Below are 13,576 nucleotides of genomic sequence, written 5' to 3'. Positions count from 1 at the left end.
AAAGCTTGCTCGCGAAACAGGCGCCTCGATTTTCTGAAAGACCGCATCGCTTTCATCGCGGGCAAGCCTTGCTCCCACAAGTCTCCTCGCCCAAAGGTGTTCACAAGGGGATCAATTCGCCTCTTTTACCGCACTCAAGAACGCACACGTACGCTCCTGCTGCGGGTTCTCGAAGATCTGCGCCGGGGTGCCCTGTTCGTGGATCTGCCCTTTGTAGAAGAAACACACCCGGTCGGCGAACTCCCGGGCGAAGCCCATCTGGTGGGTCACCATCAGCATCGTCAGGTTGTGTTCGGCCCCCAGTTTGCGGATCACATTCAGCACTTCGCCGCACAGCTCCGGGTCGAGCGCCGAGGTCACTTCGTCAAACAGCATCACCTTGGGCCGCATCGCCAGCGCCCGGGCGATCGCCACCCGCTGTTGCTGGCCGCCGGACAACTGCGACGGGTAATGGTCGAGCTTATTGCCCAGCCCTACCAGCTCCAACAAGTCGGCGGCGCGCTCCCGGGCTTCTTTCGGGTTCATGCCCAGCACCTGCACCGGCGCCTCGATCACGTTCTGCAGCGCGGTCATGTGGGGAAACAGGTTGAAACTCTGGAACACCATGCCGATCTTGCCGCGCACCCGGCGGATGTGTCGGTCGTTGGCCGGCACCAGCACGCCGTTGCGGTTGGGCATGTGGGTCAGGGAGTCATCCTCGACGCGGATCTGGCCTTGGTCGATACCTTCCAGGGTCATCAACACCCGCAGCAGCGTGGACTTGCCCGAGCCGCTGGGGCCGATGATCGCGACCTTTTCACCGGGGGCGACATCCAGGTTCAGATGGTCGAGCACGGTGAAGCTGCCATAGCTTTTGGTCACGTCCTGGAAACTCACGATCGGCCGGGACGTTGTTGGATCTTGCATGGCCGGGGCCTCCTGCTGCGACGCCAGCGTGCTGCGCCGGGACAAGTCGGTGGGCGTGGACAGAGGTAAAGTCATTAGCGTAGCTCCATGCGCGTTTCAAGGCGCCGTACCAGATAAGCCAGGGCAAGGCTCAGGGCGAGGAAGAACAGGCCGACCATGGTGATCGGTTCCAGGTAGCGGAAATTCTCGGAACCGATGTTCTTGGCCTGCTGCATGATTTCCACCACGGTGATCGCCGACAGCACCGGCGTGTCTTTGAGCATTGCCACCAGGTAATTGCCCAGCGGCGGCACGATCGGACGCAGCGCCTGGGGCAGGATGATGTTGCGGTAGGCGTCGTACGGCGCGATGTTCAGTGCCGTCACCGCTTCCCACTGCGCCCGCGGCACCGCATCCAGACCACTGCGATAGACCTCGGCGATGTAGCAGGCGTAGTGCAAGCCGATGCCGAGGATGCCAACCTGCATGGCCGTCAGGCTCAAGCCGTAGTTGGGCAGCACGTAGTAGAGGAAATACACCTGGATCAGCAGCGGTGTGCTGCGGATGAACTCGATCACCGCGGTGGCCGGCCACGATAGCCAGAATTTGCGACTGCGCCGGCCAATCGCCAGGAACAATCCCAGGACAATCGCGATCAGGAAACCGATCAGGGTAATGCCCACGGTGTTGAGGGAGGCGCGCAGCAGGTCCGGCAGGATTTGTGCGGCATAGGACCAGTCGAATAGCGTCATGACAGACCTCCACGCATCCGGCCCCGGCTCAGTCGTCGTTCGATGTGGCGCATGCCGAAGTTGATGGCCTGGGCGAGGATGAAATACATCACCAGGGCCAGGCTGAAGATCTCCAGGGTCTGGAAGGTCGCCTGATCCAACTGCCGCGCCCGGAAACTCAGGTCCGACAAGGTGATCAGCGACACCAGCGAGGTGTTCTTCAGCAGCTCGATCAACAGGTTGGTGCCCGGTGGAATCGCCGCCAGCAACGCCTGCGGCAGGATGATCCGCTTGAAGCGCGTAAAACCGCTGAAGTTCAACGCCGTGCAGGCTTCGTATTGGCCCTTGGCGACCGAACTGATGGCGCCGCGCATCACTTCCGCACCGTAGGCGCCGATGTGCAGGCCCAGGCCGACAATCGCCACGGCGTAAGGGCTCAGCTCAACGTTGAAGGGGGGCAGCGGCAGCACGAAGAACAGCCAGAACAATTGCACCAGCAGCGAGGTGCCACGGAACACTTCGATGTAGGTGATGGAAAACCAGCGCAACGCTCGCCACGGCGAGAGTCGCCCGAGGGCTGCCAGCACCGCCGCGACGATGGCCAGCAGCGAGCCGAAGAAGGTCACCTGGAGCGTGACCCAGGCCCCCTGTATCAATAACGGAAGTAATTCGCCCATGGTTCAACCCAATGTCCGGTGAAGCAGGGAACAGGCATCACGCACCGTGCGTCATGCCCGTTTCGGCACGCCAGTTTTTGGCGACTACTGAGCGCAGAGCTCGGCCGCGGTCTTGCTGGTCACGTTGGATTTGTCGAACCCGAATGGCGCGACCGTCTTGAGATGCTCTTCGGAGCCCAGCCACTTTTTCAGCTCGGCATTGACCGCATCGCGCAAGTCTTTGTCTTCGGGGCGGAAGGCCAGGGCGCCGTAGCCGATGTGGGACGGGTCGTCCTTGAATTCGGTCATCGCTTCCACCTTGTCGCCACCCTTGCTGGCCAGGCCTTTCATGGTCAGTTGGGTGCCGACGGCAGCGTCCGCGCGTCCGGCGCGCACGGCTTGTAATTGTGCGGTGGTGTCGGGCACCTGGAGGATCTGGTCGTCCTTGACCCCGGAGTCGCGGGCATAAGCCAGGTTCACCGTGCCGGCCATGATTGCCAGTTTCACATCCGGTTGCTTGGCGATGTCTTCATAGCTGTGGAGTTTTTTCGGATTGCCCTTGGCCACGAGCAAGGCATCGGGCAACTGGTACTGCGGATCGGTGAACAACACTTGCTTGCAGCGCGCCGGGGTGATGTACATGCCGGCGGCGATGACATCGAAACGGCCGGCCCGCAGGCCTGGAATCAATGAGCCCCATTCGGTGAGCACGCCATTGACCTGCTTGATGCCCATCTTGGCGAAGATGATCTTGGCGATCTCCGGCGACTCACCGGTAACGTTGCCGTCGGTTTCGGTGAAGGCAAACGGGGTTTCGTTGGCGTAGCCGATCCGGATGCTGCTGTTGCTTTTGATCGTATCCAGGGTGGCCGCTTGAACGCTGCCGGCCAGGCCCAGTACGGCACAGGTCAACAAGAGCCGACGCAAGGGCGCACCGGTGCTGGGAAGAAAATTGCTCATCAATAAAATCTCCTGTTTCTTGTGGATCCGTCGTTTGACGGCTCTGTGGTAGGAGGCAGTGTTACAAGAGCAAAGCGTACAGCGGCGGATCCGGGCGTGGCCTGGAATCGGGAACAGCGCCGGTACAGGTCGATCCGGCTTTTTGTCAGGGCGATGAGCCCGCCTGGGTGACGACCTTGGACCGAGCATACAAAAGCCCCGGCATCGATTGTATTGCACTAGGACAATTGCTTTGCCGCGATGGTCGCGCAATGCTGTGCGCACCCCTACACACGCCGGTTGCAGCTGTCATGGATAAGTGGAAGTCAGCCTTGGACCTCGCCCGCAGCGGTGAATCCAAATACAAGATTCTGGTGCAGGCCATTGCCGACGATATCGAACAGGGCACCCTGGCCAATGACCAGCGCCTGCCGCCGCAACGGCAGGTAGCTGACGCCATGGGTATCAGCGTGCAGACCGTCACCAACGCCTATAAGGAGTTGGAGCGCCAGGGACTGGTGCGCTGTGAGGTCGGGCGTGGCAGTTTCGTCTCGCGGCGCATGAGCGACCGGGTGGCGACGTACATTCTCGACAGTCCCGAGCGAGCGCTGGTGGATTTTTCCATCACCCGCATCCTCCACACCCGCGAGCATGACCAGGCCTGGCGTGATACCTGCGCGGCGCTGAGCACTGAAGAGGATCAGCCGTGGATTCATGCGTTTCGCCCCATCGCCGGTTTTGAATCCCATCGCGAAGCGGCGGCGCAGTGGATCGGCCGGCAAGGGCTGAAAGTCGACCGTAACGATGTGCTGATCACCAACGGCGCGGCCCACGGGATTTTCCTGGCTCTCGCTTCGCTGGCGGGCCCTGATGACGTGGTGCTCTGCGAAGGCTTGACCGACCACGGCGTGATCGGCAATTCCCAGGTGCTGGGCTTCACCCTCAAGGGCCTGGAGATGGACCGCTATGGCATCGACCCCGAACATTTCGAAGACATGTGCAGCAACGAGCGCATCACGGCGCTGGTGTGCACGCCGAACCTGAACAACCCCACCACCAGCCTGATGCCCGACGCCCGCCGCCGGGAAATCGCCGAGATTGCCCGGCGCTTCGGTGTGCACATTATTGAAGACGATGTGTACGGCCCGCTGCTGGACGAGCGCCGGGCGCCGCCCATCAGCCATTACCTGCCGGAGCTGTCGTTCTACTGCACGAGCATGACCAAGTCGGTGCTCACGGGCCTGCGCACCGGTTATCTGGTGGTGCCCAAGCGCCTGGCCCTGCGCACCGAGAGCATCCTGCGGGTCAACAGTTGGATGGCCACGCCCATGGTCTCGGAGATCGCCACCCGCTGGATTCGCGATGGACGCGCCGAGTCGCTGGTGCAATTGCAACGTCAACTGCTGGCCGGGCGCCAGGCGATGGTCACCGAGTACATGGGCGAACATCTGCTGGGCCAGCACCCGCATGCCTTGAGTGCCTGGGTCGGTATCCCGTCCCATTGGGAAGTGGACAGCCTGGTGCGGGCGCTGCGGCACAAGCACATCGCCGTGACCTCGCCCGATCCGTTCACCGTCCGCGGCACCCCCAGGCCCCGCGCGGTGCGGGTCTGCGTCGGTGCCGAATGCAGTGACGAAGAAATGCGCCATGCGCTGATCGGCATGCGGCAGATCTTCAACCAGTACCCGCAGATTCATGATTTCTGATGCCCCACACTGCAGTTCCCACAGGGGATTTGTGAGGGGCTTGGGATGGGGGTTCAAGTAATCGATCTAAATTGCCCTAGTACATTCATCACCACAATCCAGCCCTCTTAGACTGCGCCCAACACATCCGCTCGGGACGCAGTCATGACAGGGTTGCAGCTTCAGGACATTTATCTCGCTCGCCAGCGCATCGAGTCGCAGGTCAGGCGTACGCCCATGGAGCATTCCCCGAGTTTGTCGCGGTTGATGGGTGTTGAGGTGTACCTCAAGCTTGAGGCGCTGCAAATCACCGGCAGCTTCAAGCTGCGCGGGGCGAGCAATGCCGTCGCGCAACTTAGTTCCGAGCAAAAGGCCCGAGGCGTGGTCACCGCGTCGACGGGTAATCATGGTCGAGCGCTGGCCCATGCCGCGTCACAGCAGGGCGTCAAGGCGATGGTCTGCCTGTCGAACCTGGTGCCGGCCAACAAGGTGCAGGCGATCCGCGACCTGGGCGCCGAGGTGTGCATCGTCGGCCAGTCCCAGGACGATGCCCAGCGCGAGGCCGAGCGCATCGCCCGGGAGCAGGGCGCGACCTTTTTGCCGCCCTTCGATCACCCGGCGATCATCGCCGGGCAGGGCACCCTCGGCCTGGAGATCCTCGAGCAGCAACCGGAGGTGGCCCAGGTCCTGGTGCCGTTGTCCGGTGGCGGCCTGTTCGCCGGAGTTGCCCTGGCCCTCAAAAGTGCCAACCCAGCGATTCAAGTCCACGGCATCAGCATGGCCCGAGGTGCCGCGATGCACGCCAGCCTCGCCGCCGGGCAGCCCGTGGACATCGAGGAACTGCCGACGCTGGCCGACTCCCTTGGTGGCGGCATCGGCCTGGACAACCGCTACACCTTCGCCATGACCCGGCAACTGAGCGATGACGTACATCTGCTCTCGGAAGCCTCTATCGCCAATGCCATCCGCCACGCCTATCACCACGAACGCCTGGTGCTCGAAGGCGCTGCCGTGGTGGGCATCGCGGCGCTGCTCGACGGCCTGATCGAGCCGCGCGGCCCCATTGTCCTGGTGGTCAGCGGGCGCAACGTCGACACCGAACACCATGCCCGCGTGATCGCTGGCGCCAACGCCTGATAACCCCTAACGGAGCCTGTCATGAGTGAAGTCACCCTATTGAGCGAAGCCGACCTGCGCAGTTGCGTGGCCCTCGATCTGGCCAGCATCGACGCCATCGAACAGGCTTTCGTGCTGCTGGCCACCACCGCCGTGGCGATGCCGCCGATCCTGCGCTTGGACATTCCCGAGCACAACGGTGAAGTGGATGTGAAGACCGCTTACCTGCCGGGCCTGGATCGCTTCGCCATCAAGGTCAGCCCGGGCTTCTTCGATAACCCCACGCTCGGCCTGCCCAGCCTCAACGGCATGATGATGCTGCTCTCGGCACGCACCGGCCTGCTGGAGGCCCTGCTGCTGGACAACGGGTACCTCACCGCTGTGCGCACCGCTGCGGCGGGTGCGGTGGCGGCGCGTTGCCTGTCTCGCGAGGAGAGCCGCAGCGTCGCGCTGATCGGAGCCGGTGAGCAGGCGGCGTTGCAGCTTCAGGCGTTGCGCCTGGTGCGGCCCATCGACGATGTGCGGGTCTGGGCGCGCGATGCGCAAAAGGCCAAGGCGTTCAGTCAGGAGCTGGCGCGTGACACCGGGCTTGCCGTCTCGCCATGCGCCTCCATTGACGATGCCCTGGAAGGCGTGGACATCGCCATCACCTGCACACCCAGTCGCGAGCCGTTGATCCAAGCCCGCCATTTGCATCCTGGCCTGCACATCACGGCGATGGGCTCGGACGCCGAACACAAGAACGAAATTTCCCCGCAAGCCCTGGCGGCCGTCGACTGCTATGTCGCCGATCGCCTGAGCCAGACCCGCGTGCTTGGCGAGCTGCACCACGCCTTGCTGGCCGGCACCGTTCGCGATGAGTTGGCCTTGCTGGAACTGGGCCAGGTGTTGGCGGGGCAACGGGTCGGTCGCACCCGCGAGGCGCAAGTCACCCTGTGCGACCTCACCGGCACCGGTGCCCAGGACACCGCCATCGCCAACCTGGCGTTCGAGCGGGCGCGGGCGGCGGGCAAGGGATTCGCGTTCGGTCGCTAAAGCATTTTTTATTCGTGCGTCATTTGAACAGAGGGCAGATGGATGTCTGAGATCGTCGTCAATCTTCCGTTTAAACGGGAGGAATACACCCAACGCCTGGCGAAGGTTCGCGCCGCCATGCAGGCCCAGGGCCTGGAGCTGCTGTTGGTCACCGACCCGTCGAACATGGCCTGGCTCACCGGCTATGACGGTTGGTCGTTCTATGTGCACCAGTGCGTGCTGCTGGCACTGGAGGGCGAACCCGTGTGGTTCGGTCGTGGCCAGGATGCCAACGGTGCCAAGCGCACGGTGTTCATGCAGGCCGACAACATCGTCGGCTACCCGGACATCTACGTGCAGTCCCGCGAGCGCCACCCCATGGACTACCTGTCCCGCGAGGTGATCATCGCCCGTGGCTGGGGCGCGCTGACCATCGGCGTGGAGATGGACAACTATTACTTCAGCGCCGCCGCGTACCTGTCGCTGCAAAAGCATTTGCCCCAGGCAAAACTGGTTGACGCGGTGGGCCTGGTGAACTGGCAGCGAGCGGTCAAGTCGCCCCAGGAAATCGCCTACATGCGCATCGCCGCGCGCATCGTCGAGAACATGCACAGTCGGATCCTGGAACGCATCGAGCCGGGCATGCGCAAGAACGAACTGGTGGCCGAGATCTACAGCAGCGGCATCCTCGGTGCCGACGGCCATGGCGGCGACTACCCGGCCATCGTGCCGCTGTTGCCCACCGGGGCCGACGCCAGTGCGCCGCACCTGACCTGGGACGATTCACCTTTCGAGAAGGGTGCCGGCACCTTCTTTGAAATCGCCGGTTGCTACAAGCGTTACCACTGCCCGTTGTCGCGCACCATTTACCTGGGCAAGCCGCCGCAACATTTCCTCGACGGCGAAAAAGCCGTGGTCGAGGGCATCGCCGCCGGCCTGGACGCAGCCAAGCCGGGCAACACCACTGGCGACATCGCCGTGGCGTTTTTCAAGGTGCTGGAGAAATTCGGCATTCACAAGGACAGCCGTTGCGGCTACCCCATCGGGATCAGTTATCCGCCGGATTGGGGCGAGCGCACCATGAGCCTGCGCCCCGGCGACAACAGCGTGTTGCAGCCGGGCATGACCTTCCACTTCATGCCGGGGCTGTGGATGGACGATTGGGGCCTGGAAATCACCGAAAGCATCCTGATCACCGAGACCGGCGTCGAGACGCTGTGCGACGTACCTCGTCAATTGTTCGTGAAGGATTGAGCCATGCCCGATCTGCCTAATAATCCCATCAGCGCCACGGTCGACTTCACCCGCGAGGGCGTGCAGCACGGCTTTCTCAAGCTGCCGTATTCGCGGGACGATTCGGCCTGGGGCGCGGTGATGATTCCCATCACGGTCATCCAGCGCGGCAGCGGCCCGACGGCGCTGCTCAGCGGTGGCAACCACGGCGATGAATACGAAGGTCCGGTGGCCCTGAGCAAACTGGCGCAGCAACTGACGGCTGAAGAGGTGAGCGGGAGGGTGATCATCGTGCCGTTCATGAACACCCCGGCCTTCCACGCCGGACGCCGGACTTCGCCCATCGACAAGGGCAACCTGAACCGCAGTTTTCCCGGCAGGCCGGACGGCACCGTTACCGAGAAAATCGCCGACTATTTCAATCGCACCCTGCTGCCCTTGGCCGACATTGTCCTGGACATTCATTCCGGCGGCCGGACCCTGGATTTCCTGCCGTTTGCCGCCTGCCACGTGTTGCCGGACAAACAGCAGCAAGCGCGCTGCGAGGCCGGGATGCTGGCGTTCAACGCGCCGTATTGCATGCGCATGCTGGAGCTGGACGCCGGGGCGATGTACGACACGGCGGCCGAGTCCCAAGGCAAGGTGTTCGTCACCACCGAGTTGGGCGGCGGCGGTTCGTCGACCGCCCGTAGCGTGGCGATTGCCGAGCGTGGGGTACGCAACCTGTTGATCCACGCCGGCATCCTGCGGGGCACGATCGAGTTGCAGCCATCGCTGGTGCTCGACATGCCGGACGCCAGTTGTTTCATCGCCAGCGAACACGACGGCCTGCTGGAAATGTGCCGCGACCTGGGGGAACACGTGACCCGGGGTGAGGTGGTAGCGCGCATCTACGACGCCACCCGCAGCGGCGTCGCCCCGGTCGAATACCGCGCCGCCCGCAGCGGCCTGCTGGCGGCCCGGCACTTTCCCGGGTTGGTGCAGTGTGGCGATACCTTGGCGGTGATTGCGGATGTGTTGGCTTAGGTCAGATGGAACACAGAACCTGTGGCGAGGGGATAAATCCCCTCGCCACAATTGATGTATGTCTGGAAGTTTTATGTAACCACCCGGAGCCCGGCCATGCACAAGCTCGATCGCTACGATCTCAAGATCCTGCAAATCCTCGCCGAGGACGGGCGGATTACCAAGTCGAGCCTGGCCGAGGCCATCAACCTGTCGGTGACGCCGGCCTGGGAACGGGTGCGCAAGCTCGAAGCAGCAGGCCTGATCATCGGCTACCGGGCGCAGATCGATTGGGGCGCGGTGTTCAAGCGTCAGCAGGTGCTGGTGGAAATCACCCTGGCCCGGCACACCGCCCAGGACATGCGCCGTTTCGAGCAACGCATGATCGCCGCGCCAGAAGTGGCGTTCTGTTACGCCACGGGCGGCGGCGTGGATTACCTGGCGATGATCCAGGCGCCGGACGTCGATGCCTACCAGCGTTTCGTCGACCAACTGCTGCTCGAAGACCTTGGCATCGAACGCTACTTCACCTACATCGTCACCAAGACCATCAAGACCGCCGGTGCCTTGCCGGCGGAGCTGGCCGAGCCGTCCTGAGCACCGCAGAAAACCCGGTTTACCGCCCTCGATTCAGAAAAAAACCAGGGTTTGACCCACGGTAAACCCCCAATTCCTCCAGCGCCGCTGCCCTAGCATGGATTCACGCACACGCTCTGGAGTGAACGTCATGCCTTACCAACATCCGCTGCTGTTCAAAGCGCTTTGCTACATCGACGGCCATTGGGTCCACAGCGACAGCGGTCACAGTGTGGCCGTCCACAACCCTGCCACCCGCACAGTCATCGGCCATGTGCCGATGCTGGATCAGCCGCAGATCGTCGCGGCGGTGGACGCGGCGCATCGTGCATTCCCGGCGTGGCGTGAGCAGAGCCTGGAGACCCGGGGCGCGTTGCTGCGGCGCTGGGCGGCATTGATCGTCGAACACAGCGAAGACCTCGCCCACATTCTCAGCCTGGAGCAGGGCAAGCCATTGGCCGAGTCTCGTGGCGAAATCGCCTACGCTGCCAGCTTCATCCCGTGGTTCGCCGAGCAAGCCCGGCGCCTGTACGGTCAGAACATCCCCAGCCATATCCCGAATGCGCACCTGGGTACGATCAAGGAACCGGTGGGCGTCTGCGCGCTGCTCACACCGTGGAATTTCCCGTCGGCGATGATCACCCGCAAGGCCGCCGCTGCCCTGGCCGCCGGTTGCACCGTGGTGATCAAGCCGGCCCACGAAACGCCGTACTCGGCTTTGGCGCTGGCGCAATTGGCCGAGGAAGCCGGTTTTCCCGCCGGGGTCTTCAACGTGGTATTGGGCGAGCCGCAAATGGCCATGGAAACCCTGGTCAAGGATCGTCGCGTACGCTCAGTGAGCTTCACCGGTTCGACCCGGGTGGGCAAGCTGGTGTTGCAGACGGCAGCCCATGACGTGAAGAAAGTCGCACTGGAACTGGGCGGCAACGCGCCGTTCATTGTCTGCGCCGATGCCGACCTGGCCTTGGCGGTAAAAGTCGCCGTGGAGGCGAAATTCCAGACCTCGGGGCAGGACTGCTGTGCGGCTAACCGGATTATGGTGCAGCGCCCGGTGTACCAGGCGTTCCTCAGTCGTTTCGCCGCTGCGGTGCGCGCCTTGCGCGTCGGGCCGGCAATGGTCGATCAACAGGAGCAGGACGTGGAGGTCGGGCCGTTGATGCATCAGGCGGCATTCGATGCGACCGCTGACCGCGTCGCCGATGCCCTGGCCCTTGGCGCTCAACGCCTGGTGGGCGGTGAGGCCCATGCCTTGGGCGGGTTGTTTTATCAACCCACGGTGCTGGCCGACGTAACGCCGCAGATGCGCATCTACCGTGAAGAAAACTTCGCGCCCATTGCCGGGGTGATGCCGTTCGACACCCTGGACGAAGCCATCGAAATGGCCAACGACACCGAGTATGGGTTGGCGGCCTATATTTGTTCCAATCGCCTGGACCTCATTTATCCGCTGATCCGCCGTCTCGACCACGCCATGGTCGCGGTCAACGGCGTCAAGTTCACCGGCCACCCGATTCCCTTCGGTGGCATGAAAGCCTCGGGCCTCGGTCGCGAGGGTGGCAGCGAGGGCTTCGAGCCCTTTGTCGAAACCAAATATTTTTGCCTGCACCATCAAGGCCAGTTCCCAGGAGAGCCCGCATGAGCCAAGAACTCAACACGCTGTTCGAACAAGACCGTGCGCATTTCATGCACCCCTCGACCCACGCCCACGACCACGCCAGCGGCGCGCTCAAGGGCCGGATCATCAAGAGTGCGTCAGGCATTCGCATTCGCGACCATGAAGGCCGTGAGTTCATCGATGCCTTTGCCGGCCTCTACTGCGTGAACATCGGTTACGGCCGCACCGAGGTAGCCGACGCCATCTATAAACAGGCCAAGGAACTGGCCTACTACCACACCTACGTCGGCCATTCGAGCGAGGCGATCATCGAGCTGTCCAGTCGCATCATGGACTGGGCGCCGGAGGGGATGAAGAAGGTCTATTACGGATTGTCCGGCTCCGATGCCAACGAAACCCAGGTCAAGCTGGTGCGCTACTACAACAACGTACTGGGCCGGCCGCTGAAGAAGAAAATCATTTCACGGGACCGTGGCTACCATGGCTCGGGCATCATGACCGGCAGCCTCACAGGGCTTGCGACCTTCCACCAGCATTTCGACCTGCCGGTCGAAGGGGTCAAGCACACCGTGTGCCCACACTGGTATCGCAAGGCCCCGACGGGCATGGATGAAGCGGCCTTCGTCCGGTATTGCGCTGATGAGCTGGAAAAAATGATCCTCGCCGAAGGCCCGGATACCGTGGCGGCGTTCATTGGCGAACCGTTGATGGGCACCGGGGGCATCATCGTTCCCCCTGCCGGTTATTGGGATGCGATCCAGGCCGTGCTGAAAAAATACGACGTGCTGCTGATTGCCGATGAAGTGGTCTGCGCGTTCGGCCGCCTGGGTTCGAAGATGGGCAGCCAGCGCTACGGCATGAAGCCGGACCTGATCACCACCGCCAAAGGCCTGACCAGTGCCTATGCGCCCCTGTCAGCGGTGATCATCGGGGAAAAGGTCTGGAGCGTGATTGAAAAAGCCTCCCAGGCCGAAGGGGCCATGGGCCATGGCTGGACCTATTCCGGGCACCCGATTTGCGCGGCGGCGGCACTGGCGAACCTCGACATTCTTGAACGGGAAAACCTCACGGCCAACGCCGAGGACGTGGGTGGCTACCTGAATCGTCGCCTGCGTGAAACCCTTGAAGGTCATCCGTTGGTGGGAGAGGTGCGTGGTGACGGCATGCTGGCGGCGGTGGAGTTCATGGCTGACCGTGAACAGCGCACGGCATTCGACCCGGCACTGAAAGTCGGCCCGAAGGTCTCGGCCGCCTGCCTGGAACGCGGCATGATCGCCCGCGCCATGCCCCACGGCGACATCCTGGGCTTCGCCCCGCCACTGATCCTGACTCGCGAGGATGCGGACCTGATCGTCGACATCACCAAAGGGGCTATCGATCAGGTGGCGGGTGAGGTGTTGGCTTAAGCCCGCTTTAAATGTGGGAGCGAGCCTGCTCGCGATGGCGGTCTGCCTGAGACGGTAATGTTGGATGTGCTGGCCTCATCGCGAGCAGGCTCGCTCCCACAGGGGGGATTTTCCTGAGGCAATAAAAAAGCCCGCCCGATCATGTGATCGGGCGGGCTTTTGGTTGTGGCTTGGCGATTACTTCTTCAAACCGTAATGCTCATCGAGCATGCCGGGTGAATTCGGGGCCTTGGGGGCGTAGTCCCGCGGCGGTTCCTGGATCCCTTTCGGTGGGGTCAGGCGTTCCCGTGGAGTCTGTGCCGCATCGGCTTGCAGGGCGGCCAGCAGGCGCTGGCGAGTCTGCTCGTCCAGGGCCAGGCGATTGGCACCCTCGGACAAATGATCCTGGACGTCCTGGTAGCTCTGGGTGAGTTTTTTCACCAGAGAAGCGGTGCTGTTGAAGTGAGTGACCACTTCATTCTGATAACTGTCGAAACGTTCCTGGATGTCGTCCAGCTGACGTTGCGTGCTGTTGGGCACCGCGTTGGGCAGCAGTCGGGCAAGCAGGAATCCAATGGCGACACCGGCAACCAGGGCAAGAGTCGGCAACAACCAAACTAAGAGCGAGTGTTCCACGAGTCCTTCCTCTATAAACGGCTTTGCTTTACGTTAACGGCTCGGACCTGCGCTGTATACCGCGAAGAACATCGCAATCATGCCAGGCACAGACTTTAGC

13 protein-coding genes are annotated in these 13,576 nt (G+C 62.7%); 8 read left to right on the top strand and 5 right to left on the bottom strand.

What is annotated here, in order from left to right:
• Nucleotides 1-111: 111 nt before the first annotated feature.
• The 4 genes from ehuA to ehuB form a co-directional block, all read right to left on the bottom strand.
• Nucleotides 112-906, bottom strand: coding sequence for an ectoine/hydroxyectoine ABC transporter ATP-binding protein EhuA (gene ehuA / locus F7R20_RS10255; RefSeq protein WP_027911433.1), 795 nt, complete (start codon nucleotides 904-906; stop codon nucleotides 112-114).
• A 74-nt stretch (nucleotides 907-980) separates the two neighbouring features.
• Complete coding sequence (ehuD, locus tag F7R20_RS10250; protein ID WP_003205383.1) at nucleotides 981-1,637, bottom strand: ectoine/hydroxyectoine ABC transporter permease subunit EhuD; 657 nt, start codon at nucleotides 1,635-1,637, stop codon at nucleotides 981-983.
• Nucleotides 1,634-2,293: an ectoine/hydroxyectoine ABC transporter permease subunit EhuC gene (gene ehuC, locus F7R20_RS10245; protein WP_003205382.1), complete on the bottom strand. Its 660-nt coding sequence runs from the start codon at nucleotides 2,291-2,293 to the stop codon at nucleotides 1,634-1,636. Before ehuC ends, ehuD begins: the two co-directional genes overlap by 4 nt.
• Nucleotides 2,294-2,377: 84 nt before the next feature.
• Nucleotides 2,378-3,232, bottom strand: a complete 855-nt coding sequence (gene ehuB, locus F7R20_RS10240) for an ectoine/hydroxyectoine ABC transporter substrate-binding protein EhuB (protein ID WP_003205381.1) — start codon at nucleotides 3,230-3,232, stop codon at nucleotides 2,378-2,380.
• Between the two features lie 290 nt (nucleotides 3,233-3,522).
• Here ehuB and ehuR point away from each other — a divergent pair, with 290 nt between their 5' ends.
• The 8 genes from ehuR (at nucleotide 3,523) to F7R20_RS10200 (ending at nucleotide 12,861) form a co-directional block, all read left to right on the top strand.
• Nucleotides 3,523-4,917 (top strand): MocR-like ectoine utilization transcription factor EhuR, encoded by a 1,395-nt coding sequence (gene ehuR, locus F7R20_RS10235; protein ID WP_003205380.1) that lies wholly within the window; start codon nucleotides 3,523-3,525, stop codon nucleotides 4,915-4,917.
• Nucleotides 4,918-5,061: 144 nt separating this feature from the next.
• On the top strand, nucleotides 5,062-6,033 hold the full coding sequence (gene eutB / locus F7R20_RS10230) for a hydroxyectoine utilization dehydratase EutB (protein WP_003205379.1): 972 nt from the start codon (nucleotides 5,062-5,064) through the stop codon (nucleotides 6,031-6,033).
• A 21-nt stretch (nucleotides 6,034-6,054) separates the two neighbouring features.
• Nucleotides 6,055-7,047, top strand: a complete 993-nt coding sequence (locus F7R20_RS10225) for a cyclodeaminase (RefSeq protein ID WP_003205378.1) — start codon at nucleotides 6,055-6,057, stop codon at nucleotides 7,045-7,047.
• A gap of 42 nt (nucleotides 7,048-7,089) precedes the next feature.
• A complete protein-coding gene (gene doeA / locus F7R20_RS10220; protein ID WP_003205377.1) occupies nucleotides 7,090-8,280 on the top strand; it encodes an ectoine hydrolase DoeA in 1,191 nt (396 codons plus the stop codon).
• Between the two features lie 3 nt (nucleotides 8,281-8,283).
• Complete coding sequence (doeB, locus tag F7R20_RS10215; RefSeq protein ID WP_003205376.1) at nucleotides 8,284-9,285, top strand: N(2)-acetyl-L-2,4-diaminobutanoate deacetylase DoeB; 1,002 nt, start codon at nucleotides 8,284-8,286, stop codon at nucleotides 9,283-9,285.
• A 96-nt stretch (nucleotides 9,286-9,381) separates the two neighbouring features.
• Nucleotides 9,382-9,861 (top strand): Lrp/AsnC family transcriptional regulator, encoded by a 480-nt coding sequence (locus F7R20_RS10210; protein WP_003205375.1) that lies wholly within the window; start codon nucleotides 9,382-9,384, stop codon nucleotides 9,859-9,861.
• Nucleotides 9,862-9,991: 130 nt separating this feature from the next.
• Nucleotides 9,992-11,479, top strand: coding sequence for an NAD-dependent succinate-semialdehyde dehydrogenase (locus tag F7R20_RS10205; RefSeq protein ID WP_003205374.1), 1,488 nt, complete (start codon nucleotides 9,992-9,994; stop codon nucleotides 11,477-11,479).
• The gene (locus F7R20_RS10200; RefSeq protein WP_003205373.1) at nucleotides 11,476-12,861 is read left to right on the top strand and encodes an aspartate aminotransferase family protein; all 1,386 of its coding nucleotides are present in this window, start codon (nucleotides 11,476-11,478) and stop codon (nucleotides 12,859-12,861) included. Before F7R20_RS10205 ends, F7R20_RS10200 begins: the two co-directional genes overlap by 4 nt.
• Before the next feature lie 177 nt (nucleotides 12,862-13,038).
• On the opposite strand, the gene F7R20_RS10195 is transcribed toward F7R20_RS10200, so the two are convergent.
• Nucleotides 13,039-13,476 (bottom strand): YhcB family protein, encoded by a 438-nt coding sequence (locus F7R20_RS10195; RefSeq protein ID WP_003205372.1) that lies wholly within the window; start codon nucleotides 13,474-13,476, stop codon nucleotides 13,039-13,041.
• Between the last annotated feature and the right edge of the window lie 100 nt (nucleotides 13,477-13,576).

Origin of the sequence: Pseudomonas brassicacearum subsp. brassicacearum (genome assembly GCF_008801605.1) — a bacterium.
Classification (GTDB): domain Bacteria; phylum Pseudomonadota; class Gammaproteobacteria; order Pseudomonadales; family Pseudomonadaceae; genus Aquipseudomonas; species Aquipseudomonas brassicacearum.
Note: the sequence above shows the minus strand (reverse complement) of the source record. Positions and strands in the feature narration are given on the sequence as shown.

Excerpts from the sequence above, each read along its gene's own strand:
- F7R20_RS10225 (WP_003205378.1), top strand. The coding sequence starts at position 6,055 with ATGAGTGAAGTCACCCTATTGAGCGAAGCCGACCTGCGCAGTTGCGTG.
- doeA (WP_003205377.1), top strand. The coding sequence starts at position 7,090 with ATGTCTGAGATCGTCGTCAATCTTCCGTTTAAACGGGAGGAATACACC.
- F7R20_RS10200 (WP_003205373.1), top strand. The coding sequence starts at position 11,476 with ATGAGCCAAGAACTCAACACGCTGTTCGAACAAGACCGTGCGCATTTC.
- doeB (WP_003205376.1), top strand. The coding sequence starts at position 8,284 with ATGCCCGATCTGCCTAATAATCCCATCAGCGCCACGGTCGACTTCACC.
- eutB (WP_003205379.1), top strand. The coding sequence starts at position 5,062 with ATGACAGGGTTGCAGCTTCAGGACATTTATCTCGCTCGCCAGCGCATC.
- ehuR (WP_003205380.1), top strand. The coding sequence starts at position 3,523 with ATGGATAAGTGGAAGTCAGCCTTGGACCTCGCCCGCAGCGGTGAATCC.
- ehuB (WP_003205381.1), bottom strand. The coding sequence starts at position 3,232 with ATGAGCAATTTTCTTCCCAGCACCGGTGCGCCCTTGCGTCGGCTCTTG.
- ehuC (WP_003205382.1), bottom strand. The coding sequence starts at position 2,293 with ATGGGCGAATTACTTCCGTTATTGATACAGGGGGCCTGGGTCACGCTC.
- F7R20_RS10205 (WP_003205374.1), top strand. The coding sequence starts at position 9,992 with ATGCCTTACCAACATCCGCTGCTGTTCAAAGCGCTTTGCTACATCGAC.
- ehuA (WP_027911433.1), bottom strand. The coding sequence starts at position 906 with ATGCAAGATCCAACAACGTCCCGGCCGATCGTGAGTTTCCAGGACGTG.
- ehuD (WP_003205383.1), bottom strand. The coding sequence starts at position 1,637 with ATGACGCTATTCGACTGGTCCTATGCCGCACAAATCCTGCCGGACCTG.
- F7R20_RS10210 (WP_003205375.1), top strand. The coding sequence starts at position 9,382 with ATGCACAAGCTCGATCGCTACGATCTCAAGATCCTGCAAATCCTCGCC.